Origin of the sequence: Allosphingosinicella sp. (genome assembly GCF_035626655.1) — a bacterium.
Classification (GTDB): Bacteria; Pseudomonadota; Alphaproteobacteria; order Sphingomonadales; family Sphingomonadaceae; genus Allosphingosinicella.
This window is the reverse complement of sequence record NZ_DASPNF010000010.1, coordinates 319,171-341,932: the sequence shown is the minus strand read 5'-3', so window position 1 is coordinate 341,932 and position 22,762 is coordinate 319,171. Positions and strand designations below refer to the sequence as shown.

At 67.9% G+C, this 22,762-nt stretch carries 31 protein-coding genes and 1 tRNA gene; 8 read left to right on the top strand and 24 right to left on the bottom strand.

Features of this window, described 5'->3' with window-relative positions:
• Positions 1 to 51 precede the first annotated feature (51 nt).
• The 11 genes from VEC11_RS10100 to VEC11_RS10050 form a co-directional block, all read right to left on the bottom strand.
• Complete coding sequence (locus VEC11_RS10100; RefSeq protein ID WP_464130616.1) at positions 52 to 360, bottom strand: UBP-type zinc finger domain-containing protein; 309 nt, start codon at positions 358 to 360, stop codon at positions 52 to 54.
• 11 nt (positions 361 to 371) lie between these two features.
• Positions 372 to 797, bottom strand: a complete 426-nt coding sequence (locus VEC11_RS10095; RefSeq protein WP_464130615.1) for a surface-adhesin E family protein — start codon at positions 795 to 797, stop codon at positions 372 to 374.
• Between the two features lie 46 nt (positions 798 to 843).
• Positions 844 to 1,230, bottom strand: coding sequence for a surface-adhesin E family protein (locus tag VEC11_RS10090; RefSeq protein WP_464130614.1), 387 nt, complete (start codon positions 1,228 to 1,230; stop codon positions 844 to 846).
• Positions 1,227 to 1,613 carry a surface-adhesin E family protein gene (locus VEC11_RS10085; RefSeq protein WP_464130613.1) on the bottom strand — a complete coding sequence of 129 codons (387 nt, stop codon included), beginning with the start codon at positions 1,611 to 1,613 and terminating at the stop codon, positions 1,227 to 1,229. The genes VEC11_RS10090 and VEC11_RS10085 overlap by 4 nt, the downstream gene beginning before the upstream one ends.
• A complete protein-coding gene (locus tag VEC11_RS10080) occupies positions 1,610 to 2,188 on the bottom strand; it encodes a YqaA family protein (RefSeq protein WP_464130612.1) in 579 nt (192 codons plus the stop codon). The genes VEC11_RS10085 and VEC11_RS10080 overlap by 4 nt, the downstream gene beginning before the upstream one ends.
• Positions 2,189 to 2,288: 100 nt before the next feature.
• Positions 2,289 to 2,444: a DUF3309 domain-containing protein gene (locus VEC11_RS10075; RefSeq protein WP_464130611.1), complete on the bottom strand. Its 156-nt coding sequence runs from the start codon at positions 2,442 to 2,444 to the stop codon at positions 2,289 to 2,291.
• An 80-nt stretch (positions 2,445 to 2,524) separates the two neighbouring features.
• Positions 2,525 to 2,926, bottom strand: coding sequence for a DOPA 4,5-dioxygenase family protein (locus VEC11_RS10070; protein WP_464130610.1), 402 nt, complete (start codon positions 2,924 to 2,926; stop codon positions 2,525 to 2,527).
• A 7-nt stretch (positions 2,927 to 2,933) separates the two neighbouring features.
• Positions 2,934 to 3,581: a glutathione S-transferase family protein gene (locus VEC11_RS10065; RefSeq protein ID WP_464130609.1), complete on the bottom strand. Its 648-nt coding sequence runs from the start codon at positions 3,579 to 3,581 to the stop codon at positions 2,934 to 2,936.
• Between the two features lie 72 nt (positions 3,582 to 3,653).
• Complete coding sequence (locus tag VEC11_RS10060; RefSeq protein WP_464130608.1) at positions 3,654 to 4,862, bottom strand: tetratricopeptide repeat protein; 1,209 nt, start codon at positions 4,860 to 4,862, stop codon at positions 3,654 to 3,656.
• A gap of 8 nt (positions 4,863 to 4,870) precedes the next feature.
• Positions 4,871 to 5,647 carry a hypothetical protein gene (locus VEC11_RS10055; RefSeq protein ID WP_464130607.1) on the bottom strand — a complete coding sequence of 259 codons (777 nt, stop codon included), beginning with the start codon at positions 5,645 to 5,647 and terminating at the stop codon, positions 4,871 to 4,873.
• Positions 5,647 to 6,987: a DUF418 domain-containing protein gene (locus VEC11_RS10050; RefSeq protein WP_464130606.1), complete on the bottom strand. Its 1,341-nt coding sequence runs from the start codon at positions 6,985 to 6,987 to the stop codon at positions 5,647 to 5,649. The genes VEC11_RS10055 and VEC11_RS10050 overlap by 1 nt, the downstream gene beginning before the upstream one ends.
• 131 nt (positions 6,988 to 7,118) lie before the next feature.
• Here VEC11_RS10050 and VEC11_RS10045 point away from each other — a divergent pair, with 131 nt between their 5' ends.
• Positions 7,119 to 9,284 carry a calcium-binding protein gene (locus VEC11_RS10045; RefSeq protein ID WP_464130605.1) on the top strand — a complete coding sequence of 722 codons (2,166 nt, stop codon included), beginning with the start codon at positions 7,119 to 7,121 and terminating at the stop codon, positions 9,282 to 9,284.
• Positions 9,285 to 9,301: 17 nt separating this feature from the next.
• On the opposite strand, the gene VEC11_RS10040 is transcribed toward VEC11_RS10045, so the two are convergent.
• Positions 9,302 to 9,736 (bottom strand): DUF6456 domain-containing protein, encoded by a 435-nt coding sequence (locus tag VEC11_RS10040; protein ID WP_464131211.1) that lies wholly within the window; start codon positions 9,734 to 9,736, stop codon positions 9,302 to 9,304.
• Between the two features lie 142 nt (positions 9,737 to 9,878).
• Here VEC11_RS10040 and VEC11_RS10035 point away from each other — a divergent pair, with 142 nt between their 5' ends.
• Positions 9,879 to 10,442 carry a helix-turn-helix domain-containing protein gene (locus VEC11_RS10035; RefSeq protein ID WP_464130604.1) on the top strand — a complete coding sequence of 188 codons (564 nt, stop codon included), beginning with the start codon at positions 9,879 to 9,881 and terminating at the stop codon, positions 10,440 to 10,442.
• A 3-nt stretch (positions 10,443 to 10,445) separates the two neighbouring features.
• On the opposite strand, the gene VEC11_RS10030 is transcribed toward VEC11_RS10035, so the two are convergent.
• The 11 genes from VEC11_RS10030 to VEC11_RS09980 form a co-directional block, all read right to left on the bottom strand.
• Positions 10,446 to 10,853, bottom strand: a complete 408-nt coding sequence (locus VEC11_RS10030) for a GFA family protein (RefSeq protein ID WP_464130603.1) — start codon at positions 10,851 to 10,853, stop codon at positions 10,446 to 10,448.
• 48 nt (positions 10,854 to 10,901) lie between these two features.
• Positions 10,902 to 10,977 (bottom strand) — tRNA-Val (locus VEC11_RS10025).
• Between the two features lie 123 nt (positions 10,978 to 11,100).
• Positions 11,101 to 11,919 carry a hypothetical protein gene (locus tag VEC11_RS10020; protein ID WP_464130602.1) on the bottom strand — a complete coding sequence of 273 codons (819 nt, stop codon included), beginning with the start codon at positions 11,917 to 11,919 and terminating at the stop codon, positions 11,101 to 11,103.
• 52 nt (positions 11,920 to 11,971) lie between these two features.
• A complete protein-coding gene (locus tag VEC11_RS10015) occupies positions 11,972 to 12,802 on the bottom strand; it encodes a hypothetical protein (protein WP_464130601.1) in 831 nt (276 codons plus the stop codon).
• Between the two features lie 168 nt (positions 12,803 to 12,970).
• On the bottom strand, positions 12,971 to 14,443 hold the full coding sequence (locus VEC11_RS10010) for an NAD(P)(+) transhydrogenase (Re/Si-specific) subunit beta (protein WP_464131209.1): 1,473 nt from the start codon (positions 14,441 to 14,443) through the stop codon (positions 12,971 to 12,973).
• 22 nt (positions 14,444 to 14,465) lie between these two features.
• Complete coding sequence (locus tag VEC11_RS10005; protein ID WP_464130600.1) at positions 14,466 to 14,747, bottom strand: NAD(P) transhydrogenase subunit alpha part 2; 282 nt, start codon at positions 14,745 to 14,747, stop codon at positions 14,466 to 14,468.
• Positions 14,747 to 15,139, bottom strand: coding sequence for a hypothetical protein (locus VEC11_RS10000; protein ID WP_464130599.1), 393 nt, complete (start codon positions 15,137 to 15,139; stop codon positions 14,747 to 14,749). The genes VEC11_RS10005 and VEC11_RS10000 overlap by 1 nt, the downstream gene beginning before the upstream one ends.
• Positions 15,136 to 15,519, bottom strand: a complete 384-nt coding sequence (locus VEC11_RS09995) for a hypothetical protein (protein WP_464130598.1) — start codon at positions 15,517 to 15,519, stop codon at positions 15,136 to 15,138. The genes VEC11_RS10000 and VEC11_RS09995 overlap by 4 nt, the downstream gene beginning before the upstream one ends.
• Positions 15,516 to 15,887, bottom strand: coding sequence for a hypothetical protein (locus VEC11_RS09990; protein WP_464130597.1), 372 nt, complete (start codon positions 15,885 to 15,887; stop codon positions 15,516 to 15,518). Before VEC11_RS09990 ends, VEC11_RS09995 begins: the two co-directional genes overlap by 4 nt.
• On the bottom strand, positions 15,884 to 17,014 hold the full coding sequence (locus VEC11_RS09985) for a Re/Si-specific NAD(P)(+) transhydrogenase subunit alpha (RefSeq protein WP_464130596.1): 1,131 nt from the start codon (positions 17,012 to 17,014) through the stop codon (positions 15,884 to 15,886). Before VEC11_RS09985 ends, VEC11_RS09990 begins: the two co-directional genes overlap by 4 nt.
• Positions 17,015 to 17,028: 14 nt before the next feature.
• Positions 17,029 to 17,163 carry a hypothetical protein gene (locus VEC11_RS09980; protein ID WP_464130595.1) on the bottom strand — a complete coding sequence of 45 codons (135 nt, stop codon included), beginning with the start codon at positions 17,161 to 17,163 and terminating at the stop codon, positions 17,029 to 17,031.
• Positions 17,164 to 17,303: 140 nt separating this feature from the next.
• Here VEC11_RS09980 and VEC11_RS09975 point away from each other — a divergent pair, with 140 nt between their 5' ends.
• From VEC11_RS09975 to VEC11_RS09950, 6 genes are all read left to right on the top strand, one after another.
• Complete coding sequence (locus VEC11_RS09975) at positions 17,304 to 18,764, top strand: sigma-54-dependent transcriptional regulator (RefSeq protein ID WP_464130594.1); 1,461 nt, start codon at positions 17,304 to 17,306, stop codon at positions 18,762 to 18,764.
• A 39-nt stretch (positions 18,765 to 18,803) separates the two neighbouring features.
• Complete coding sequence (locus VEC11_RS09970; RefSeq protein WP_464130593.1) at positions 18,804 to 19,565, top strand: SDR family NAD(P)-dependent oxidoreductase; 762 nt, start codon at positions 18,804 to 18,806, stop codon at positions 19,563 to 19,565.
• Positions 19,546 to 20,325, top strand: a complete 780-nt coding sequence (locus VEC11_RS09965) for a phosphodiester glycosidase family protein (protein WP_464130592.1) — start codon at positions 19,546 to 19,548, stop codon at positions 20,323 to 20,325. The genes VEC11_RS09970 and VEC11_RS09965 overlap by 20 nt, the downstream gene beginning before the upstream one ends.
• Positions 20,325 to 20,690, top strand: a complete 366-nt coding sequence (locus VEC11_RS09960) for a GFA family protein (RefSeq protein ID WP_464130591.1) — start codon at positions 20,325 to 20,327, stop codon at positions 20,688 to 20,690. The genes VEC11_RS09965 and VEC11_RS09960 overlap by 1 nt, the downstream gene beginning before the upstream one ends.
• 64 nt (positions 20,691 to 20,754) lie before the next feature.
• Entirely contained in the window at positions 20,755 to 21,399 is a 645-nt protein-coding gene (locus tag VEC11_RS09955) for an SRPBCC family protein (RefSeq protein WP_464130590.1), read from the top strand.
• Complete coding sequence (locus VEC11_RS09950) at positions 21,399 to 21,749, top strand: ArsR/SmtB family transcription factor (RefSeq protein ID WP_464130589.1); 351 nt, start codon at positions 21,399 to 21,401, stop codon at positions 21,747 to 21,749. The genes VEC11_RS09955 and VEC11_RS09950 overlap by 1 nt, the downstream gene beginning before the upstream one ends.
• Here the strand turns inward: VEC11_RS09950 and VEC11_RS09945 are convergent.
• Positions 21,746 to 22,762, bottom strand: coding sequence for a proline iminopeptidase-family hydrolase (locus VEC11_RS09945; protein WP_464130588.1), 1,017 nt, complete (start codon positions 22,760 to 22,762; stop codon positions 21,746 to 21,748). The two genes, VEC11_RS09950 and VEC11_RS09945, sit on opposite strands and share 4 nt — an antisense overlap.

The window sequence follows — 22,762 nt, the reverse complement described above, 5'->3', positions numbered from 1 at the left end:
GATTAGATGCGCGGGCGGCGGCGCTGTCAAGGGAGCGCCCCGGCCCGACCCTCACACGAACCGCGGAATCGGGCGCGGGTGCGGCGTCTTCCGGTCGCTGAGGTCGAACGCCACCTCGTCCACCCAGCACCAGCCCCAGCCTTCCGGCGGATCGTAGCCCTCGATCACCGGATGGCCGGTGGCATGGAAATGCGCGCGCGCATGGCGGTTGGGGCTGTCGTCGCAGCAGCCGACATGGCCGCAGGTCCGGCAGAGCCTCAGATGCACCCACCAGTCGCCGCTCTTCAGACATTCCTCGCAGCCGTCCGCGCTGGGCGCGACCTCGGCCACCAGCCGCACGTGCGGGCAGGCGTCGGCCACCGGGCTTTTCCTCAGTTCCCCGGGGCCGGGGCCGGCGCGGGCGCAGCCGGCGCGGGCGCCGCGGCCGGGGCCCGGCAGGCCCGCTCGAACAGGGCGCGCTGCATCGGATCGCGGCCGACCGGCTGGGGTTCGTCCCCGCCAAGCGAGCGGTCGAGGCTGCCGTCCGCCTTGTAGAGGTCGACGCCCTCGAGCGTCGCCGTGCGGGCGCGGCAGTCGAGGGTGAAGGCGATCACCGCGCTAACCACCCCGTTCGGGTCCGGCGCCGCGCGCAGCGTGCGCATTCTGAGCGAGACCCGGTCGCCGGTCCGGGCGATGCTGGCCGGGTCGACGCTATGGGTCAGGCCGTTGTGCGCCGCGCCGAGCGGCTCCCACTGGACGGCGCCCGGCGCGGGCTGGGCCTGCAGCAGCACGGCGGCGGCCAGGATCGGGATGGTCATGCGCTTACTCCTTCGGTATCGGCCCCTGCCTCTTGCCCCCCGAAATCTAGCGCGCCGCCCCCGCGCAGAGCCGGTTGCGCACCTGCGCGTTGGGCGAGGTCGGGCCGATCGGCACGTCGCGCAGCTGGCTGGCCGGCGTCTGCAATGTGCCGATGAACCGTCCGCGTGCGTCGTAGATGTCCGACGCCTCGGACCGGACCGTGTTCGCCCGGCAGTCATAGACATAGCGCATCACGCCGGCCGCCGGCGCGCCGGCCGGCGGCCGGATGAAGCGCAGCCGCACGACCGCGCGGATGCGGGTCCCCTGCCGCTGCACGCTCTGCGGGTCGAGCGCATATTCGGCCTGCGCGTTGCGGCCGATCACCTGCCAGCGCGGCAGGGTCGGCGCCGGCAGCAGCTGCATCGCCATGGCGAGAAGCACGGCGGAGGTCATTGTCCCTGCCTCCCGCAGACCTGCGCGCGGACCGCTGCATTGGGGCTGTCCGGCCGGATCGGCTCGGCCCGCTGCTCGGCGGCCGGCACGAGCGCGTTCAGCATCAGCCGCCCCTCCAGGTCATAGCCCTTCACCTCGATCGCCGTCGCCGTCCCGCCCGCGCAGTCGATGGCCAGCGTGCCGGTGACGATCCGCATGCCGTCCGCGCCGGCGGTCGGCAGCCGGCCCCGGATCCGCACCCGGACGCGGCTGCCCTCGGCGCGGACGCTCGCCGGATCGAAGGCGGTGTCGATCCCGCCATGCACGCCGAGGCTTTGCCAGGCGGGCTCCGGCTCCGTGGCAGGCGCCGCGGCCTGCAGCAGCAGGGCGAGCAGCGCGCTCAAAACAGCGCCACCAGAGCGAAGCCGCCGATGATCGCGGCGAGCAGCAGCCAGCCGACCAGGGTCAGCCTTTTCTCGATGAAGGCCTGCACCGGCTCGCCCCATTTCTTCAGCAGCCAGGACAGCAGGAAGAAGCGCGCGCCCCTTGTGATGACGGCGCAGAGCACGAACAGCGGGAAGTTGAACGCCGCGAAGCCGCTGGCGATCGTCACCAGCTTGAACGGGATCGGGGTGAAGCCCTTGAGCAGGATGATCGCGGCGCCATAGGTCGCGAAGAAGTGGCGGAACTCCTCGACCCCCTTCTGCATGCCGTAGAGCCGGATCAGCAGCTGGCCGAGGCTGTCATAGAGGAAATAGCCGATCGCATAGCCCAGGATGCCGCCCAGCACGGACGTGACCGTGCACACCGTCGCGATCCACCAGGCCTGGTCGCGCCGGGCCAGTACCATTGGCACGACCATCACATCGGGCGGAATCGGGAAAAAGCTGGATTCGGCGAAGGAAACCGCCCCCATGTAGCGCACCGCGTGGCGGTGCCCCGCCATGCGCAGGGTCCAGTCGTAGAGCTTGCGGAACATTTGGGTGAGGGAATCCCGGCCGTGATATGTCCGCGAGCCATAGCCGGGGCCGGGGTCCGCACTCAAGGCCGCAGGTGGCCGGCGCGGACCCCGGAGGGCGTCAGAGTCGGCCCATGAGGGCGAGGACGACCACGATCACGAGGATCAGGCCGAGCAGCCCCGACGGTCCGTAACCCCAGCCGCGGCTATAGCCCCAGGTCGGCAGCGAGCCGAGCAGGATCAGGACCAGCACGATGATTAGGATGGTACTAAGCATGACATCCTCCCTGTGATGTGGCGGCGTAACGAGCCGCGGCACCAAAGGGTTCAGCAGGTGGGTTTTTCTTCGCTCGTGCCCTAGGGCTCGAGGCTCGGCGCGGTGTTCGGCTCGCCCGCCCCCTCCGGCTCGTCCTCCCCCTCCGGCAAGGCCGCCTCGTGAAGCGGCAGCGCCGGCCCGATCCAGAGTGCGTCGCTGAGATGGTCGCGACGCTGGTTGGCGGTATTGGGGTGAACCAGGATCGAAAGCCCCTCATGGTTGAGCATCAGCCAGGGGACGAGCGTCGCGAACAGCTCCGTCGCGAAGGCGATCTGGAACATCGGCCCGTCGTGCGGACCGACCGCCTTGGTCCACCAGGTGCCGAGCCGGACCGCGAAGCGTGCGGCCACGCCTTCGCGCACCCGCCGCGCGGCTTCCTCCTGACCCGGCCCGAAATAGACATGGGCGTGATAGGAAGCGATCTCGGCGACGGGACGGGCCATGGCGAGATCAGGCGGCCGTCCGCTCGAGGAAGCGCGCTTCCTGCTCGATCATCGGCGCGAAGCTCGGCCGGGCGAGCAGCCGTTCCACATAAGCGAGCACCTTCGGGTGACGCGCCGGATCGATCGCGACGTTCAGATGCTTGAGGTTCGCGAACGGGCTTGCGACGCTGATGTCCGCCAGCGTCAGCCGGTCCTCCACCAGATAGCCGCTCTCCGGGATCACCCGCTCGAGATAGTCGAGCAGGGGTGGCAATTCCTCGCACTCGGCCTTGCTCGCGATCTCCTCGTCCCCGGGCACACCCAGGAAGCGAGGCCCGACAATGCGGTTGAAGAACATCTTGCCGCCGCAAGCGAACAGGATCGTATCCGAATATTCGTCGAACCAGATGGTCCGCGCCCGCGACCGGGGCTCGGTGGGGATCAGGTTCGGCTCGGGCCGGATCGCGTCCAGATAGGCGACGATCGCGCTGGAGTCGGAAATGGCGAAATCGCCGTCGCGGAAGCCCGGCATCTTGCCGAACGGGCTGGCCTCGCGGAAGGCGGGATCCTGGCTGCCGGGCGCGACCGGCATCACTTCCAGCTCGATTCCCTTCTCCGCGGCGAAAGCAACCACCTTGCGGACGAAGGGCGACAGCGACGACCCGTAGACGATCATGACGGCGACTCCTGAAGGTCGGTTTCTATCGGCAACGCTTCTAGCGCCGCGGCCCGCCGGCCCTCAAGCGCTTCATCGCGCCGGCGGGCCCAGCAACGGGCTTCGCGTCCGGGCCCTGATGTCGCGCTGCCAATATCCCTGGCAGGGCAAGTCGGTCGGCTGCCTCCGACCCGCCGCGACGAGCCGGCGCAGGGCCTCGACATGTGCGCGGCCCGTCTGCACGATTTCGTCGAACGAGGCCCCTTCGCGGGCGAAGCCGGCGAGCAGCTCCAGCCCCCGCTCCTGGTCCGCTAACGCCTCCTGCAGATGCCCGAGCTTCGCCTGCGCGCAGGAGCGGATGAAATAGGCATAAGGATAATCGGGCTGGCTCTCGAACCCCTGGTTGATCTCGGCCAGGGCCTCCGCCGCGCGGCCGAGCAGGTGCAGGGTCCAGGCGCGGTGGTAGCGATAGCGCATGCCCTCCACCGGACCGTGCGCGTCGAGCGCGGCCAGCGCTTCGGCATAGCGCGCCTGGCGGCGGAACAAGGCGCCGGTGCGGACCGCGACGTCGAAGGCCTCGCCCGGCCAGCGCCGGCCGATCGCGCGATAGACGCCCAGCGCTTCCTCATAGCCGCCAAGGTCGGCCAGCAGGCGCGCGGTCGAGTGAAGCGGCTCCGCATCGTCCGGCGCGGCGGCGGCCCACGCGCGATAGTCGGCGAGCCCCTCGAAGGTGATCCGGTCATAGGCCTCGCTTGCCCATGGCAGGTCGTTGGCCAGCGTCTCCGCGGCCAGCCCGCGCGCTTCCAGCGCCATCGGCCGCAGGCGGGGGTTCAGGCCCGGGGCCGCGAGCGCGGCGGCAAGCGAGCGCCGCGCCGCCGCCGGCGCGTCAGTCGCCTCGGCCATGCCGCGGACCAGCGCCGCTTCCCCCGGTCCGAGCGACGGTGCCGGCCGCTCGGGGCAATTGAGCGCCTCGTCGCCGAAGCTCGCCCCGTTTCCGACCGAGAGCGAGCAGAGCGAATATTCGACATAGTCGCCCGCCGGATCGGGCCGTCCGGTCGTAACGTCGTAGCGGATTCGGAAGGCGACGCCGCGCTCCGCGGCCGCGGCCAGCAGGCGGACCAGGGTCGTCCTCTGGCTGTCGCTGGCCGGGAGCCGGAAGCGCATCCGGCTCTGCGCGAGGCGGATCCAGCCGCCCGCCTCCTCGTTCCCCTCGCCGAGATAGCCCGTCTCCGCGAAAATCCGGCCCGGCGGCGGGCTTGGCTGCGGCGCAGCCTGGAAGGCGGCCAGGGCCACGGCAAACATGACAAGCCTCATCGCGACGGACAGCCCTCGAAATGCGCGCTCAGCAAACGCCGCCACTCGGCCGCGCCGCCGTCGCTGATCCGCGTCAGCCGCAGGCGGAAATCGCGATGCTCGCTATGGTTGGGAATGCCCCATGACGCCTCGACGATGTGCCCGTCCACGGCGTCGAACCAGATCGGCCCGCCGCGATTGCCGAAGGCCGGACCGCCGGCCTCGAAGCGCAGGGCGCGGCGGCCGCCCCGCCGCTCGGCGCGGACGAAGCGAAGCTCGGCGCGGCCCAGATAGCGGAGCGGATTGGCGCCGTCGTCGGGCCAGAGCAAAGGCATACCGAAGCTGAAATTCGCGCGGCGGTTCGGCCGGTACTGGGCGGTGATCGTCAGGCTGGCGAGGTCGAAATCGTAAATGTGCCACGGCGTGTCCGCCACGTTCAGCGTCAGCAGGATCGGGCCGTTCGGCGTGTCCACGCGCCCGTCCAGCCGCCGCATCGCGGCGTCATAGCTGAGCACCGCAAACTCCTCGCGCTGCGCATTCGGCCGGAGCCGGCCGCCGCCGAGCCTGGTCGCATAGCCGCGCTCCAGATCGAGGTCGGCGGTCACATAGGCGGCGTTGTTGCAGCGGCCGCGCATCTTGGCCACGCCGATTTGAGTCCGGCTCTCGCGGTAGACGTGGATCGTCTCCGCCTCGGCGCCGTCACGATCGGAGCGGACATAGGTGTAGATGCGGCCGATATGATCGGCGGCGGCCGGGACCAGGGCCAGGGCGGCGGCGACGGCGAACAGGCCCATCAGCCCCCCGCCTCCTTGCGCCGCCGCATTGGCTGCGGCTTCAGATAGGTGAGGCTGCGCCACAGCCATTCGACCGGCCCGAATTTGTAGAGCTTCAGCCAGACCGAGCTGAAGACCAGTTGGAAGGCCCAGATCGCGAAGACGACATAATAAAGCTGGTGCCGCTCCAGCTGGCCGTAATTGCCCATCAGGATGAAGATCACGAGGCAGATCGCCGAGTGCATCAGATAATTGGTGATCGCCATCCGCCCGACGGCGGCGAAGCCGCGGCGGAGCCAGCGCAGCCAGCCGCTGCGCACGAACAGCAGCAGCAGCCCGAGATGGCCGATCGTCATGCCGAGCCGGCCGAGATCATAGGTCGTCGACACCTCGGCGAAGGCGAGCGCGCTGAAGCCGTGGTCCATGATATATTTGGTCTCGAGCGCGTTCGTCGCCAGCCCGATCGCATAGCCGCCGAGCATCATCGCCACATAAAGCCCGGTCCGCCGCTCCAGGGTCAGCACGCCGAGCCGGAACAAGGCCATGCCGATCAGCATCATCCCAAAAATATCAAAAAAATATCTATATAGACCATAGGTTTGATAAATAACGTTGATGCCAGCCATATAGGCGAAGGCGTGCTCGTAGTTCGTGGTATAGTTGCGGATCTTCCTGGCGATCGCATCGGCGCTCGAAATATATTCCGACTGCTCCTGCTCCCATTCTGAAATCGCCGTCTCCTGCGCCTCGGTCAGCTCCGCCCCGGCATCGCGCGCCGCCGCCGCGGCCGGATAGGGCTCGTAGAGCGCCAGCGTGGCCCGCGTCTCGTTATAGTTCCACACCGCCCCGGCCAGCAGCGCGCCGACTCCGAGCAGCAGCATCCACTTCGCCGCCAGCTTGCGGAAGGCGTAGAGGAACAGGGCGACGATCCCGTAGGAATAGAGAATGTCGCCGTGCCAAAGCAGAAGAAAGGCATTCACCATCCCAAAGCCGACCAGCCACAAATTGCGCCGCACGTAGATGTCCGCGGCATCCGCCCGTCCCTGCGCCTCGAGGCGCGACGTGAACAGAATCACGCTGGCCCCGAACAGCATCGAGAAGAGCGCCCGCTGCGTGCCTTCGAAGCCGATCTCGGTGATCACCCAGGTGACGAGGTTGACCCCGGTCGCCCCGCCTGAATTTTGCGGGTTGGTGTAGGCGTCGGGCAGGCCGAAATCGATGATGTTCATCAGCAGGATGCCGCAGAGCGCGACGCCGCGGACGAAATCCAGCGCCTCGATCCGCCGGGCGGCCGGAGCGGCCTGCGCCGGTGTCTGTCGCGGCGGCATGGCTTCGTCCCCAGTCGCCGCAATCGTCGCCATCTGAAGCCCCCTCCCGATGCAGGCCTCGTTGTCGCGCCGAATCCGCCCCCGGGCAAGCCTTGCCTCTTCGACATTTGTCGCCGCGGCTGCTTCGCATTATGGTCAGGCTTCCAGCGTGGAGGAGAGATGGCATGCCTACCTTCAACGGAACGCCGGACGACGATTTTCTGGTCGGCACCAGCGGCGACGACGATCTTCACGGCTTCGACGGAAATGACGGCCTGTTCGGCCTCGAGGGCAATGATCTGCTGGACGGCGGCAACGGCCACGATTTCATGCGCGGCCAGGAGGGCAATGACCAGATTTTCGGCGGCGCGGAGGACGATTATCTGGACGGCGGCGAAGGCGACGACCTCCTCGACGGCGGTTCCGGCATCGACCGCGCCTCGTTCGCGGTCGGCGCGACGGTCGGTGTTGTCGTCGATCTAAACATTGTCGGCGTCGCCCAGAATACCGGGCACGGCTTCGACACCCTCGTCGGCATCGAGCACCTCTCCGGGACTCGCTTCAGCGACATCCTTACCGGTGACGGCGGCGACAACTGGCTCTGGGGCGGCTCGGACGGCTCGGGCATAACCGGCGACGACATCATCGCCGCGGGCGGCGGCAACGATCTCGTCGAAGTCGGCACGGGCAACCACAATCTCGACGGCGGCACCGGCACCGACACCCTGTCGCTATGGGGCAACAATACCGACATCACCGCCGCCGGGGTGACCTTCAGCCTGCAGCTCCAGGGCTCGGCCCAGGCCACCGGGCAGGGGATGATGAACGCCAGCGGCTTCGAAAATCTCTCCGGCTCGATCCACGCGGACGTCCTGACCGGAGACGGCAATGACAACGTCATCGCCGGCGACCTGAGCGACGATCAGCTTTCCGGCGGCAATGGCAGCGACACGCTCTATGGCGACGGCCGGATCATCGCCGACACGCACGACACCGGCGGCTCGGGTCCGATCACTACCTATGCCGACATCACCCTGATCGATCCGCTGCTTGTCTCGGGCAACGACACGCTCGAAGGCGGCGACGGCGATGATTCCCTGCATGGCGGCGGCGGCTCGGACACGGCGAGCTATGCCTCGGCCGGCGGCGCAGTGTTCGTCGATCTGGATTTCGGCGGCGCCTCAGGGGCCGCTGGCGAGGACACCTTCTCCGGCATCGAGAATGCGATCGGCTCGGCCTTTAACGATGGCCTGCTCGGCGATGGCGGCGACAATGCGCTGGCCGGCCTCGCCGGGCATGACTTCCTGCGCGGTTTCGGCGGCAACGACACGCTCAAGGGCGGTGACGACGATGACTTTCTCAACGGCGGCGTCGGCGACGACATCATCGACGGCGGCGCCGGGATCGACCGGGCGGCGTACAGCACGGGTGCGGTCGCAGGGGTCACCGTCGATCTCAACATTGTCGGCGTCGCCCAGAATACCGGCAGCCAGGGCTTCGATACCCTGATCGGGATCGAACACGTCTCCGGCACCCGCTTCAGCGACGTGCTGACCGGCGACGCCGGCGACAATTATGTCTGGGGCGGTTCCGACACGTCGGGAGTCACGGGCGATGATATTCTCAGCGCCGGTGCTGGCAACGACCTCGTCCAGGTGGGCAACGGCAACCATGATGCAAATGGCGGCATCGGTACTGACACCTTGTCGTTGCACGGCAACGGCACCGACATCACCGCCGCCGGCGTCACCGTCTCGCTCGCCCTCCAGGGCATGGTGCAGGCGACCGAACAGGGGATGATGACCCTGAGCGGCTTCGAGAATCTCTCCGGCTCGGCCTTCGACGATTTCCTCGGCGGCAATGGCGGCGACAATCTCCTCGCCGGCTTTTCCGGCGCGGACGGTCTCAGCGGCGGCGACGGCGCCGATACGCTCTACGGCGACGGTGTGGTGATCATCGACACCCATGATACCGGCGGCTCGGGCCCGATCGTCGTCTATGCCGACGTCGCCGATCTCGCGGTTCCGGAACCGGGCGGCAACGACGTCCTCAATGGCGGCAAGGGCGACGATTTCCTGTGGGGCGGCGGCGGCGACGACGTGCTGACCGGCGGCAAGGGCGGCGACACGTTCGGCTTCGGGCCGGGCGACGGCGACGACCGCATCACCGACTTCGAGAAGAACAAGGACACGATCCTCTTCGAGGGCATCGCCGGCGTCGACGATTTCGGCGATCTCACCTTCACCAAGGTGGGCAGCGACGTGCTGGTCACCTGGGGCACAACGGATTCCATCCTGCTCGAGGGCGTCAAGCTCAACCAGATCCACGCCTCGGACTTCATGTTCGGATAGCGACGGGGCCACGCCGCTCATTTGAGCCGGTAATGGTCCGCGAGCCGGTCGAGCGCGATGGTCAGCACCACCCGCCCGGCCCGTGCCGGCCAGCCGAGCGCGCGCTCGGCCTCGCGCATGCCCTCGCCGGCGCAGACGACGCGCCACAGGACGTCGCTCAACCCTTCCCCGACCGCCGCGACCGCCGCCTCGAACCGCCGTTTCGCGGCGAGCTGCACCAGGGTCGGCGCCGGCGCTTCCGGCGCGCCGCGGGCTGCCCGCCCGGGCGGCGGCGCGTCCCAGCGCATCGTCACCGACGGCGCCAGGCAGGCCAGCTCCCAGTCGCCGCGCAACGTCTCCCCGGCCTCGAACTGGCGCCCGCTGACCAGCCCGCGCGCCTTCAGCCAGCCGAGCGGCGATTCGGCGAGATTCACCGTTACCGAGCGCGCCGGGCGCAGGCCGCGCGGCGCCATCCGCGCCTGGCCATCGCGCGGCAGTGGCCGCTCCGCCAGCAATCGGGTCCGTCCGCTAGTCCGCGCCTTTGCCATGAGTTCCACTTGCCATCTGGATAAATCTGTAGGAAAGTACGAACCGATCCGGTTTGGAGTTAATTTCATGATCACCCGCATCCGCGAGGTCCGCCGCGCCCGGAAGCTCACCCTGCAGGACGTCGCCGACCGCTGCGAGCCGCCGACCACGCCGCAGACGATCGGCCGGCTGGAGACAGGCACGCGCACCGTCTCGGTCGGCTGGCTGAACAGGATCGCGAAGGCGCTCGGCGTCGAGGCGGCCGATCTCGTCACCCTGCCCGAGCGCGAGGATGTCCCGGTCGCGGCGATCCTCGACCATGAGGGCGCGCACGCCCCCCGCCGCGAGGGCGTCGCCGTGCCGCCCCGGCCGGCGCCGGACATGGTCGCGATCCTCGTCCAGTCCTCCTCGGGCGACTATCGCAGCGGCGACGAGATCTGGCTGAACCGCCTGGCGCCGGAGGATTATGTCAGCGCGCTCAACCGGGACGTGCTCGTCCCCCGCCCCGCGGGTCGCTACGTCTTCGGCCGCCTGATCGGCCGCGAGGGCACGCGCATCCAGATCCTGCCATTGGGCGCCGGCGGCAAGCAGCAGGTCTTCGACGATCCGCCCTGGGCCGCTGTCGCCGCGAAGCTGATTAGGAGCCTCTGACGCTCAGAGGTGCCGCGTCTCCGCCGGCTCGTTCCACCAATTGTTGTTCAGCCCGTCCGCGTAGCGGACCGGCGCCGCCAGCAGGTCCGCCGGGTCGAGATCGTCCAGCGTCGCCACAAAGACGGAAACATAGTCGCCGCCGATCGCCTCGACATAGCCATGGCCGTACACCGAAACGCCGCACCTCGAGCAGAAACGGTGATGGCCGGACATCGTCCCGAACTGATAGTCGCCGAGCTGGTCCTCACCGGAGAGCAGCCGGAAGTCGGCCGGCTTGATGCCCGCGCCCCACATCCTTTTCTTCGCGCAGATCGAGCAATTGCACTTGCCCGTACCCTGCTCGAGATCGATGTCCGCCTCGTAGGTCACCGCCCCGCAATGGCAGCTGCCATGATAGGTCTTCCTGGCCATGATACTCCTCCGGCTGGCTTGCCAGCCGAAGCCCGTCCGGGCGTAGGCTGGTGGGCGCTGACGGGCTCGAACCGCCGACATCTTCCGTGTAAAGGAAGCGCTCTACCAACTGAGCTAAGCGCCCTCGCGCCAGCCACTGCCACCAACCTGGGCAGGGGGCAAGCGCGGCTCCCTGACGTCCGCGCTTCAGCCCCTCGGTCTCTCACAGAATCGCAATGCGTCACCGCGCCGAGGACAGGCCCCTGTCTCAGGCCGGCAAGGGCGAGAGGCTTCGCGCTTCGTGCAGCCAGGCGCCAAGCGCCCGCCAGGTCGCCTCCGCGAGCTCGATATGGACTCGGCGCCTATCCTCCGGATCGGCGGCGCGCACGACCAGGCCGCTGTCGGTCAGGACCCCGATCCAGCGAAGGGCCGTCGTGGCCGGCACGGCGGCGGCGATACAAAGGCTCGAAACCGCCACCTTCTTTCCTTCCAGCCGCGCCGCCATCAAATCGAGCAGCATGTCCCAGGCCGGATCGGCAAAGAGATCGGCGTCGAAATAGTGCGTTCGCAGCCGGCGGGAGCGGATCATCGCACGGATGAAGGCAGCATCTGCGCGCGTCGCTTGCACCTCCCCGGCTGTGTCCGCACGCGGCTGCAGGACGGAGAAATGGCGCTCGCGCCGGCTGTCATGCAGGCGCGCCTCCCGCCTCCTGGCGGCGCGGGCGACGGCGGCGGCTCGCTCCTCCTCGCCAGCCTCGCAAAGCTGCTCGATGTCACTATGGGCTGCTCGCGCTGCGACGAGATCGATCAGCGCCAGGGGCGCCGAGATGACGGCACCGCGCGCGCCCCGTTCCGCTTCCGCCATCGCCAGGTCGAGGACCGGAATAGCGGCGTCGCCGGACGCTTCATGCTCCAGCTCGATCAGCAGGCTCGCGCCCGGCGTCAGCGCCGGCTCCGGCCCCGCGCCGATCAGGATCGCCGATACGGTTCGGCAGCCGGCCGTACCGGCCGTTCGCCGCATCCGCGCCAGCCCCGCCTCAGTATCGGCGAAGATATGGACGCCGGGGCTGGCTGAATAATCGGTCATTTCGCGGGCATGATGCCGCAACTGCCCAATATCCGCCAGTATTTGTCGCTGGTCAGGAAAAGGTCTCGCTCAGTCCCTCTTCGTCGGCGGTCAATTCCTGCACGGCGGTCGCCGCGGCGCCGCCCAGCATCGCGGCGCCGATCGCGCCCTGCAATCCAGCCAGCACCCAGCCGATGATGATCGGAGCGTCGATCGTGCCGGCCGCGATTTTCTGAAACTGCGCCAGGGATGCCAGGTCCGCTTCCGGCGAGTTGAAGCCGTATCGGAAAGCCGCCGACAGATAGTCCGGCTCGGTCACGAAGGAGGTGGCGATGCCCAGGGCCAGCAGGACGAGGAAGACGATAAAATAGGCGGCATACAAGGTCCAGAACCGGCCATCGCTGAGCCTCCAGCCGTCCCCGATGGCGAAGGTCTGCTCCTTCATGGTGAGCGGAAAGCTCAGCGACAGCTTTGTCCCGAAATAGGAGCAGGCGATGAAGCCGAGGATGATCAGGACCAGCTGCATGCTCGTCGAGCCGCCCGCGCCGGCGCCCGCCATGAACAGCCCGAGGAAGATTCCGAGGACGATAATGACGACGCCGAAGATGATCCCGTAGAGCACGAGCAGCAGGAAGTACCTGATCTCGTCCATCCCGAGCCTGAGCCAGCCGGGCCCGCCCTCCGTTGGCCGGATGATCGCTCGTTGCACCGCCGCGTAGAGGATCGTGCTGACGATGGCGCCGACAATGCCCACGAGCATCGACTGGAGGAAAAAGGACGTCTGGAGCGACTCGAGGGAGGCTTCACCCCTCATCGCAGCATCGATGAGACCCTGGACGTTTGCCGCCATCCAGATGCTCGTCCCGATCGTCGCGGCCAGCTGGATGATCGTCCAGATCAGCATGGCGCCGGGTCGTTCCTTGACGAGACGAAAGCCACCCTCCAGCAACGAACCAACTGTCACGGCATGTCCCCCTCGCTATTCGCCCACCTCCGGCCGGGCAATTTGTCGGCAAGCCGGAACAGGCCGCGGCCTGTTCCAACGACTTTAGGGCATGTTTCGTCCGCGCGACTAGCCCAGCGACTTCACGATCTCTTCCACCATCTTCTTGGCATCGGCGAGCAGCATCATCGTGTTGTCGCGGTAGAAGAGCTCGTTGTCGACGCCCGCATAGCCGACGCCGCCCATGGAGCGCTTCACGAACAAAACGGTCTTCGCCTTTTCAACGTCGAGCACCGGCATGCCGTAGATGGGCGAGCTCTTGTCGGTCTTCGCGGCCGGATTGGTGACGTCGTTGGCGCCGATCACGAAGGCGACGTCGGCGCGGCTGAACTCGGCGTTGATGTCCTCGAGCTCGAACACCTCGTCATAGGGCACGTTCGCCTCGGCCAGCAGTACGTTCATATGGCCGGGCATGCGGCCCGCCACCGGATGGATCGCGAACTTGACCTCGACCCCTTCCTCTTTGAGCAGGTCGGTCATCTCGCGCAGCGCATGCTGCGCCTGCGCCACCGCCATGCCGTAGCCCGGGGCGATGATCACCAGCTCGGCCTGCTTCATCAGGAAGGCTGCATCCTCGGCCGAGCCGCGCTTCCAGGGCCGGTCGATTGCCGCGCCGCCGCCGGACGCCGCGGCTGCGTCGCCGCCGAAGCCGCCCGCGATCACCGAGATGAAGCTGCGGTTCATCGCCCGGCACATGATGTAGGACAGGATCGCGCCCGAGCTGCCGACCAAAGCGCCGGTGATGATCATCGCGCTGTTGTGCAGGGTGAAGCCCATCGCCGCCGCGGCCCAGCCCGAATAGGAGTTGAGCATCGACACCACGACCGGCATGTCCGCGCCGCCGATCGGGATGATCAGCAGGAAGCCGATCGCGAAGCTGAGCGCGGTGATCGTCCAGAAGATCCACTGGCTCTGGTCCTGCGTGAAATAGCCGACCAGGCCGAGGATCGCGGCGAGCGTGCCGAGATTGATGAAGTGCCGCATCGGCAGCAGGATCGGCTTGCCCGACATGTTGCCGTTGAGCTTCAGGAAGGCGATCACCGAGCCCGAGAAGGTGATCGCGCCGATCGCGACGCCGAGCCCCATCTCGATCCGGCTGCTGATGTGGATGAGCCCGTCCGGCTCGGCGATGCCGAAGGCGAGCGGGTTCAGGAAGGCGGCCGCGCCGACCAGCACCGCGGCCATGCCGACGAGGCTGTGGAAGGCGGCGACGAGCTGCGGCATCGCGGTCATCGCGATCCGCCGCGCGGTCACCAGGCCGATCACGGCGCCGACGGCGATCGCGCCCAATATCTGCCCGGCCGTCGCCCAGTCGATATTGTCCAGGAGGCCCGCGCCAGGTCCGCCGGGCAGGAAAGGCCGGTAATGGACGAGCGTGGTGATCAGTGCGAGCGCCATCCCGAACATGCCGAAGCGGTTGCCCCGGCGCGAGCTTTCCGGGCTCGACAGGCCTCTCAAGGCCAGGATGAAACAGACGCCCGCGACCAGATAGGCGAGCAGCACCCATGCGGGCGTCGCCGCCGCGGCATCGGGCAAGGTCACATGTCCCCCCTGAACGGCCACCTCAGCGCTCCTTCTTCTTGTACATGGCGAGCATGCGCTGCGTGACCGCGAAGCCCCCGAAGATATTGACGCTGGCCATCGCCACCGCCGCCAGGCCAAGCCATTTGGCGACCGGCGCCCCGGTCGCGGCGCCCGCGATCAGCGCGCCGACGATGATCACCGAGGAGACCGCATTGGTCACCGCCATGAGCGGCGTGTGCAGCGCCGGGGTCACCGACCAGACCACATAATAGCCGACGAACACCGCCAGCACGAAGATCGACAGGATCGAAATGAAGTCCATCAGCTTTCCCCCTCGGCCTGCAGGCGGAACCGGGTTTCAAGTAGCCTGAGCAGGCGCGTGTAGCGCTGCCGCCATTGCGGGTCGTAGACGACGCCGCAGGCGACGCGCGGCGCATAGATCTGGCGCGCCTCGTCCAGTTTGTCGGCGCCGTAGCGGCCGACCAGCACGCGTGTGACCGCTTCCTGCCGCACCGAGAAGTCGCGCTCCCAGTCGGCCAGAGCGAGGTCCGGATTGCGGCCAAGGCAATAAGCCTCCTGGTCGATCGCGGCGCGGCGGAAGACGTGCATCGAGCCATAGACGCTGAGGTCGTTGGCGCGGCTCCAGCCGGTCCCCGGTGCGGTCGAGCAGGCACCGAGCGCCAGCAGGGGAAGGATGAAGAGCAAGCGCTTCATGGGCGGTACTCCGCGATCCGCCCGGCCAAGGTGTCCAATCTGCGGCTATAGGCCATGAGCGCCGATGCCTGCGGCACCGCGCCCGCCTCGCAGGGCCGGCCCGGCGAGACGCGGCGCATCGCGGCCGCGTCATTCTCGCCCAGCCACACCGCATGGCCCGCCCCACTCTGCGCGGCCAGCCGCTTCAATTCCTCGTAGCGCTGGGCCTCGATCGGGGGCGTCCGCCCCGCCGGACAGGTGTCGAGCAGGTCCCGCGCCAGCACGGCGAGATAGGTCGCCCGGCGCACCGGCTCTTCCTTCGAATTTCGTGGTTCGGGCCGCCGCTCGCAGCCGGGCGCCAGCAGGATCGCCGCCGACAGCATGCCCGCCGTCGCCCTCACGGCGCACCGTCGGCTAGGTTGCGCTCGACCAATACGATCTTATCCTCATAGCCGAAGAGAAGAGCGGACGAGCAATCCCTGCCATCTGCCGCCGACTCGTTGCCCCGCCGATCGAGGACGCCCGCTCCGATGAGCGCGGCAAACCGGGTTCGTGCTGCCTCGAAACGGGCGTTCAAATCGCGCGTTCGCTCCGGCGCCATGCGAAGACAATCGGCCGCCACCGCCATGTCGTGAAAGGCCCGCGCCCGGAAGAAGTTGAATAGCGTCTGCGGATGCTCCCGCACCGCCCTTTGGCCGTCGGTCTCGGGTGCGGACGCGGCAGGCGCACCCGCTTGCAAAATCAGCGACAGTAACGCCGCCGCAATCATGCCTTCAGCCGCTCGCTGACGACCTCGCCGCCCTTGGTGAGCCGGATGCCCAGGACGATTTCGTCATCGTCGGGGAAGACCGGCGCCTTCTTCTCGGCATCCCAGAAGGCGGACAGGAAATTGAAGATGTTGCGCGAGAAGAGCGCGGAGGTATCCGCGGCCAGCCGGCTCGGCACGTTGCGGTGGCCGACGATCTTGACGCCGTGCTTCACCACCACCTCGCCGGCGACCGCGCCCTCCACATTGCCGCCCTGTTCGACCGCCAGGTCGACGATCACGCTGCCCGGCTTCATCGTCTGCAATTGCGCGTCCGAGATCAGCCGCGGCGCCGGGCGGCCCGGGATCAGGGCGGTGGTGATGACGATGTCCTGCTTGGCGATATGGCTGGAGACGAGCGCCGCCTGCGCGGCCTTATACTCGTCCGACATCTCGGTCGCGTAGCCGCCGGCGCCCTCGCCCTCGATCCCCTTCACGTCCTCGACGAAGATCGCCTTGGCGCCGAGCGACTGGATCTGCTCCCTGGTCGCCGAACGCACGTCGGTGGCGGACACCTGCCCGCCGAGCCGGCGGGCGGTCGCGATCGCCTGCAGGCCCGCGACGCCAACACCCATCACGAACACCTTGGCGGCGGAGACGGTGCCGGCGGCGGTCATCATCATCGGGAAGGCGCGGCCATATTCGGCCGCCGCGTCGAGCACCGCCTTGTAGCCGGCCAGATTGGCCTGGCTGGAGAGGATGTCCATGCTCTGCGCGCGGGTGATGCGCGGCATGAACTCGAGCGCGAGCGCCTCGATCCCGGCCTTGGCATATTCGTCGACGCGCTCGCGCTTCCCGAAGGGATTGAGCGCGGCGATCAGCCAGGCGCCCTTCTTCATGCCGGCAAGCGCCTTGGGGTCCGGACCCTGCACGGCGAGGACGGCGTCCGCGTCCTTCAGCGCGTCCTTGCGGTCGGCGACGATCGTGGCGCCCGCCGCTTCATAGTCCGCATCCGCGATGGAAGCGCCCTGGCCGGCGCCTGCCTCGACTGCCACGCTGGCGCCGAGGGCCACATATTTCTTGACCGTCTCGGGCGTCGCGGAGACCCGAAGCTCCCCTGCTTCGGCTTCTTTCAGGACCGCGATCTTCACCCCCCGGTCCCCTTCTAGTTCGAGATGATCAGGATGACGATGAAGCCGGTGATCAGGCTCAGGATCGTCCCCCATTTCATCATGAAGGTGAACCGCCGATAACTTCCCAAATGCGACCGGACTTCCTTGGTGGCTTCGTCAGTGGCCATGCGCCGCAATCCTCCTGTTTGGCTGGTTCCCTAGCAAGGCCGGGGCACGGGGGGCAAGGCGCGAAAGCGGGCGCGGCGCCTTAAGCCCGCCTTTACTCATGTTGGGTTATCCCGCCTGTCCCGAAACGAGAGAGACGAGAATGCGGGCGGATCCGAACCGTTGCCTGTTGCTGATCGACGACGAGCCCGCCCAGCGCCGGCTGGTCACCGCCATCGGCGCGCGTGCCGGCTGGTGGGTGCGCGGCGCCACCGATTTCGACGGCGCCCAGCTCATGCTCGAGGATCCGCAGGAGCCGAAATTCGATGCGATCCTGCTCGATCACTGGCTGCCCGGCGACGAAGGCACGGACCTCATCCGCCGCATCCGTGCCTTTCGCCCCGAAATCCCCCTGCTCATCCTGACCGCGCAGAACGACGTCCATGTCGCCGTTGACGCGATGCGGGCCGGCGCCAGCGACTTCATCGTCAAGCCGCTCGCTCCCGAACGGCTGCTTGCGGCGCTCAACACCGCGACCGACCGCCGCAAGTCGACCGGCGAGCTGCGGCCCTTGTCCGAGAAGATCAGCAAAGCCCTGGGCTTCGAAGAGATTGTCGGCTCCGCGCCCAAGTTCCGCGCCGCGCTCGCCGTCGCCGCCAAGGCCGCCCGCGCCCGCGTCTCCGTCCTGATCGAGGGCGAGAGCGGGTCGGGCAAGGAGATCATCGCCCAGGCGATCCATGCCGCCTCCCCGCGCGGCAAGAAGCAGCTGCACACCGTCAATTGCGGCGCCATTCCCGCCAATCTCGTCGAGTCGGTCCTGTTCGGCCACGAGAAGGGCGCCTTCACCGGCGCCTTCGACCGCCATATCGGCCGCTTCGAGGATGCCGACGGGTCGACCATCTTCCTCGACGAGGTCGGCGAGCTGCCGCTCGACACGCAGGTGAAATTGCTCCGCGTCCTCGAGACGGGCGAGATCCAGCGCGTCGGGAGCCGCATCACCCAGACGGTCGACGTGCGCATCATCGCCGCGACCAACCGCCGCCTTTCCGAGGAGGTCGCCGCCGGGCGCTTCCGCGAGGATCTCTACTACCGGCTCAACGTCGTCCACGTGCCGATTCCGCCGCTCCGCGACCGGCAGAGCGACATTCCCGCCCTCGCCCGCCACCTGCTCGCGCGAATCGCCGAGCAACCGGGCATGCGGCACCTGTCGATCACCGACGACGGGCTGGCGATCCTCTTGTCCTATGGCTGGCCCGGCAACGTCCGCCAGCTTCAGAACGCCCTCTTCCGCGCCGCCGTGCTCTGCGAGAGCGACGCGCTGACCGCCGCGGACTTCCCCCATATCGCCAACGAGGCGGCCTGGGGCCGGCGCTCGGACGATTATCACGCCAAGCCGCTCAACGGCCAGTCGCAGACCTCGGCCATGGCCCACGGCCCCGGCGTCACCCTCTATGCCGCAGACGGCAATCTGCGCCCGCTTGAGGAGATCGAGGCCGACGTCATCCGCCTCGCCATCGGCCATTATCGCGGCCGCATGACCGAGGTCGCCCGGCGCCTGGGGATCGGGCGGTCCACGCTCTACCGCAAGCTCGGCGAGCTCGGGATCGGCGACATCGCCGCCTAGGCCCTCCCCTTGTGGGGACGGGCCTGATACAGCCGGCCCATGCCCGACTTCACCGACGCAATCGCCCTCATCACCGGCGCCGCCTCCGGCATCGGAGCGGCCACCGCCACCCGCCTTGCCAATGACGGCGCGCGCAAGCTGATCCTCGTCGATCTGGACGAGGACAGGCTCCGTGACTTCGCCTTCTCCCTGCCCTGCGAGCGGCAGGTCCTGATCGGTGACGTGACCGACGAAGCTTTCTGGTCGCAGGCCGACCTGACCGGCCTCACCCATGCGCTCGTCAATGCGGGGGTCGGCGCGGGCGGGCCGATCGAGGAGCTGAGCTTTGCCGAATGGCGGCGGGTGCTCGCGATCAACCTCGACGGTGCCTTCCTGACCTTGCAGGCGGCAATGCGGGCGATCCGCGCGAACGGCCAGGGCGGCGGGATCGTGCTGACGGCTTCGGCCGCGGGGGTGAAGGCCGAGCCCGGCATCGCTGCCTACGGCGCCTCCAAGGCGGCGGTCATCCATCTCGCCCGGATCGCCGCCAGGGAGGGCGCAGCGGCCAAAATCCGCGTCAACGCCATCGCCCCCGGCGGAGTGGAGACAGACATCTGGAAGAGCGTTCCCTTCTTCACCGACCTGGTTGAGCAGACCGGCAGCGAGGAGGCCGCCTACAAGGCCATGGCCGCCATGGCGACGCCGCTCGGCCGGTACGCCAAAGCGGAAGAGATGGCGGAGCAGATCGCCTTCCTCCTGTCGGATCGCGCCGCCTATACGACGGGCGCCTGCCTGGTCAGCGATGGCGGCTATTCGCTCTAGCCTGTTCGCCTTTCTGCTGCTCGTTGCCTGCGGCCCGGAGTCGCCGAAGGCGGTTCCGGCACAGGAGAGCCCGACAGCCGCGGCCTGTTCGCAGCGGGATTTTGAAGGCTCGACCTTTACCGTCTGCCGCTACGACCGCCGCCGCGACGAGATCGTGCTGATCCTCGACGGTCCGCGCGGGCCGTTGCGCAGCTTCGACGCGTTCGAATCCCGATTGGGTTCCCGCGCAGGCCGGCTCCGCTTCGCGATGAACGCCGGCATGTATGGCGAGGACGGCCGGCCGATCGGCCTCTACGTCGAGGACGGCCGCGAGCGCCGCGCGATCAACCGGCAGCGCGGGCCCGGCAACTTCCATTTGCTGCCCAACGGCGTCCTCACCATTGCCGCCGACGGCCGAACCGCGGTGCTGCCCTCTGGTCGTTATGCCTCGAGCAGCCGGCCGCGCTGGGCGACCCAGTCCGGCCCGATGCTGGTGATCGACGGCCGCTTGCATCCCGCCATCCAGGACAATGGCCCCTCGCTCCACATCCGCAACGGGGTCGGCGTCGACAGCGCCGACACCGCCTGGTTCGTCATCTCCGAAGACGCAGTGTCCTTCGGGCGCATGGCGCGTTTCTTTCGCGACGTGCTCCATTGTCCCGACGCGCTCTATCTGGACGGTTCGGTCTCCAGCCTGTGGGACCGCCCCGGCGGGCGCCGTGACCCCAGAACGGACCTTGGACCGTTGATTGCCGTCTTCGAACGCGAACGGAGGGAATGATGCCCTTTCAGGGAAGCTGCCATTGCGGGCTGATTGCCTATGAGGTGAACGAGGATCCGCCGACCGAGGCAATGGAGTGCAATTGCTCGATCTGCCGGCGCCGGGCCGCGCTCCACCATTTCACCACGCCCGACAAATTCACCCTGAAGACGTCGCGCGACGACCTCAGCACCTATCGCTGGAACAAGGACAATATCGCCTTCCATTTCTGCAGCAATTGCGGCTGCGCCCCCTTTGCGGAGGGCCAGGGCCCGAACGGGCCGATGGTCGAGATCAACCTGCGCTGCGCCGAGGACCTGGATCCGGCCAGCCTGAAGATCAATCCGTTCGACGGTGCGCACATGATCCCGGGCCCGGTCAAATAACGGCTTTGACTTATATAAGCTAGTATCGATATACGGCACCCGACTCGCAATCGGGAGAGGCCGCATGCACTTCGACGTCCCCCGCCATATCGGCGCAATGATCCGGAAGGTCGTCCCCGGCGAAAGAGATGGCCAGCCGACCCGCAAGGTGGTCGCGGGCCGCAGCTTCGCCACCGACATCGACGATGCCTGGGACGCCCTCACCAGCGCCGAGCGCATTCCGCGCTGGTTCTCCCCGGTGGAAGGCGAGCTGAGGCTCGGTGGCCGCTACCAGATCAAGGGCAATGCCGGCGGGACGGTCACAGAGTGTGCGCCGCCGCGCCGGCTCGCGCTGACCTGGGAATTCGGCGGCAACACCTCCTGGGTCTATGTCACGCTCAGCGAAGAGGAAGGCGGCTCGACCTGGCTGCAGCTCGAGCATGAGGCGATGATCGATCCGCAGTCCGAAGGCTTCTGGGCCCAGTTCGGGCCGGGCGCCGTGGGCGTGGGCTGGGACCTCTCCTTCCTCGGCCTCGCCGAGCATGTCGAGAATGGCTGGGACAAGCCGCCGGAAACCGACTCCGAATGGACGAAGACCGACAATTACAGGAGCTTCGCCCAGGCCAGCAGCGACGCCTGGCGCGACGCCTCGATCGCCTATGGCACTGATCCGGCCGCGGCGACGGAGGCCGCGGATCGCACCGCTCACTTCTATAAAGGCGGCACCTGATGCACGCCTTCGACGTGCTCGGCGATCCCGTCCGCCGCCGCATCCTGGAGCTGCTGGCTGAGGGCGAGCAGGCGTCGGGCGAGGTCGTTGCGGTGATCGGCCGCGAATTCGGGATCAGCCAGCCCGCCGTCTCCCAGCATCTGAAAGTGCTGCGCGAGGCGGGTTTCGCCACGGTCCGGGCCGAGGCCCAGCGCCGGCTCTACGCGGTCGACTCGAAGCCGCTGCGCGAGGTCGACCAGTGGCTCGATCGGTTCCGCGCCTTCTGGGAGCCCAAATTCGAGGCGCTCGCCACGGAGATCGCCCGCGGCAAGCGCAAGCGCCGGCTCGAAGCGGAGCGCGACAAGGCCTAGCGCCGGGCGCCGCGCTCCACACCGTGCAGGAAGCGGATCAGGCCGGCAAAATAGGCCTCCTGGTCGTCATACATGGCCATGTGACTGCCTTGGGGCAGATAGAGATACTGGCCGTGCGGCAGCCGGTTGGCCATCGCCCGCATCCAGTTCGGGTCCATGGTGTCGTAGCGGGCGCCGATCACCAAAGTCGGCACGGTGATCCGGTGCAGGTCCGCGCTCCGGTTCCATTCGACCAGCCGCCCGCTAGCGCCGAGCTCGCTTGGTCCCTGCATCAGCGTGTAGAGATGGTGATTGAGGTGGGCGAAGGAACGGGTCACCGGCTCGGGCCACTGGTCGGCCGGCCGCCTGAGGATGTGCCGCTCATAATGCATCGGCATCAACGTCTGCATGTAGCGCGGATCCTGGGTCTGCCCGCTCGCCTCCAGCTGCTGGACGAGCGCGAGCTGGGTATGGTCCATGGCCGGCATCAGCACGCGCCGCGCATAATCATTATAGGCCGGGATCGAATCCATCATGTTGGAGATGATCAGGCATTTGAGATTGGCCTGGTGCGCCAGCGCATATTCCATCGCCAGCATGCCGCCCCAGCTGTGCCCGAGCAGGCAGAAATTGCTGCGATCGAGACCGAGCGCGCGGCGGACCTGCTCGACCTCGTCGACGAAGCGATCGATCGTCCAGAGGCGGTCGTCATTGGGCTGGTCGGAATAGGCCGAGCCCAGCTGATCGTAATAGATATATTCGATGCCCTCCGCGGGCAGGAAGCTGTCGAACGCCTCGAAATATTCGTGCGTCGCCGCCGGCCCGCCGTGCAAGAGCAGCACGCGCAGCCGCGGATTGTTGCCGACCCTTTTAGTCCAGACGCGGAAATTGCCGTGCGGCGTGGTGATCGGGATCATGCGGACGCCGCCGCTCCAGGCCTCGGCGCGGCCGGTCCGGTTGTAATAGTCGGCACCGGGCGCCGCCGCTGCGGGCGCAGCACACAGCAAGGCGATGATCAGGACGAGTATGCGCAT

Bases quoted from the DNA above. Each gene is read 5' to 3' on its own strand.
- VEC11_RS09970 (WP_464130593.1), top strand. From the start codon at position 18,804: ATGCCCGACTTCACCGACGCAATCGCCCTCATCACCGGCGCCGCCTCC.
- VEC11_RS10040 (WP_464131211.1), bottom strand. From the start codon at position 9,736: ATGGCGCCGCGCGGCCTGCGCCCGGCGCGCTCGGTAACGGTGAATCTC.
- VEC11_RS09960 (WP_464130591.1), top strand. From the start codon at position 20,325: ATGCCCTTTCAGGGAAGCTGCCATTGCGGGCTGATTGCCTATGAGGTG.
- VEC11_RS09990 (WP_464130597.1), bottom strand. From the start codon at position 15,887: ATGATTGCGGCGGCGTTACTGTCGCTGATTTTGCAAGCGGGTGCGCCT.
- VEC11_RS09975 (WP_464130594.1), top strand. From the start codon at position 17,304: ATGCGGGCGGATCCGAACCGTTGCCTGTTGCTGATCGACGACGAGCCC.
- VEC11_RS09955 (WP_464130590.1), top strand. From the start codon at position 20,755: ATGCACTTCGACGTCCCCCGCCATATCGGCGCAATGATCCGGAAGGTC.
- VEC11_RS10035 (WP_464130604.1), top strand. From the start codon at position 9,879: ATGATCACCCGCATCCGCGAGGTCCGCCGCGCCCGGAAGCTCACCCTG.
- VEC11_RS10000 (WP_464130599.1), bottom strand. From the start codon at position 15,139: ATGAAGCGCTTGCTCTTCATCCTTCCCCTGCTGGCGCTCGGTGCCTGC.
- VEC11_RS10070 (WP_464130610.1), bottom strand. From the start codon at position 2,926: ATGGCCCGTCCCGTCGCCGAGATCGCTTCCTATCACGCCCATGTCTAT.
- VEC11_RS09945 (WP_464130588.1), bottom strand. From the start codon at position 22,762: ATGCGCATACTCGTCCTGATCATCGCCTTGCTGTGTGCTGCGCCCGCA.
- VEC11_RS10005 (WP_464130600.1), bottom strand. From the start codon at position 14,747: ATGGACTTCATTTCGATCCTGTCGATCTTCGTGCTGGCGGTGTTCGTC.
- VEC11_RS10090 (WP_464130614.1), bottom strand. From the start codon at position 1,230: ATGACCTCCGCCGTGCTTCTCGCCATGGCGATGCAGCTGCTGCCGGCG.
- VEC11_RS09965 (WP_464130592.1), top strand. From the start codon at position 19,546: ATGGCGGCTATTCGCTCTAGCCTGTTCGCCTTTCTGCTGCTCGTTGCC.
- VEC11_RS10075 (WP_464130611.1), bottom strand. From the start codon at position 2,444: ATGCTTAGTACCATCCTAATCATCGTGCTGGTCCTGATCCTGCTCGGC.
- VEC11_RS09980 (WP_464130595.1), bottom strand. From the start codon at position 17,163: ATGGCCACTGACGAAGCCACCAAGGAAGTCCGGTCGCATTTGGGAAGT.
- VEC11_RS10050 (WP_464130606.1), bottom strand. From the start codon at position 6,987: ATGGCGACGATTGCGGCGACTGGGGACGAAGCCATGCCGCCGCGACAG.
- VEC11_RS10030 (WP_464130603.1), bottom strand. From the start codon at position 10,853: ATGGCCAGGAAGACCTATCATGGCAGCTGCCATTGCGGGGCGGTGACC.
- VEC11_RS10015 (WP_464130601.1), bottom strand. From the start codon at position 12,802: ATGCTGATCTGGACGATCATCCAGCTGGCCGCGACGATCGGGACGAGC.
- VEC11_RS10095 (WP_464130615.1), bottom strand. From the start codon at position 797: ATGACCATCCCGATCCTGGCCGCCGCCGTGCTGCTGCAGGCCCAGCCC.
- VEC11_RS10060 (WP_464130608.1), bottom strand. From the start codon at position 4,862: ATGTTTGCCGTGGCCCTGGCCGCCTTCCAGGCTGCGCCGCAGCCAAGC.
- VEC11_RS10020 (WP_464130602.1), bottom strand. From the start codon at position 11,919: ATGACCGATTATTCAGCCAGCCCCGGCGTCCATATCTTCGCCGATACT.
- VEC11_RS10065 (WP_464130609.1), bottom strand. From the start codon at position 3,581: ATGATCGTCTACGGGTCGTCGCTGTCGCCCTTCGTCCGCAAGGTGGTT.
- VEC11_RS09950 (WP_464130589.1), top strand. From the start codon at position 21,399: ATGCACGCCTTCGACGTGCTCGGCGATCCCGTCCGCCGCCGCATCCTG.
- VEC11_RS10045 (WP_464130605.1), top strand. From the start codon at position 7,119: ATGCCTACCTTCAACGGAACGCCGGACGACGATTTTCTGGTCGGCACC.
- VEC11_RS10080 (WP_464130612.1), bottom strand. From the start codon at position 2,188: ATGTTCCGCAAGCTCTACGACTGGACCCTGCGCATGGCGGGGCACCGC.
- VEC11_RS10055 (WP_464130607.1), bottom strand. From the start codon at position 5,647: ATGGGCCTGTTCGCCGTCGCCGCCGCCCTGGCCCTGGTCCCGGCCGCC.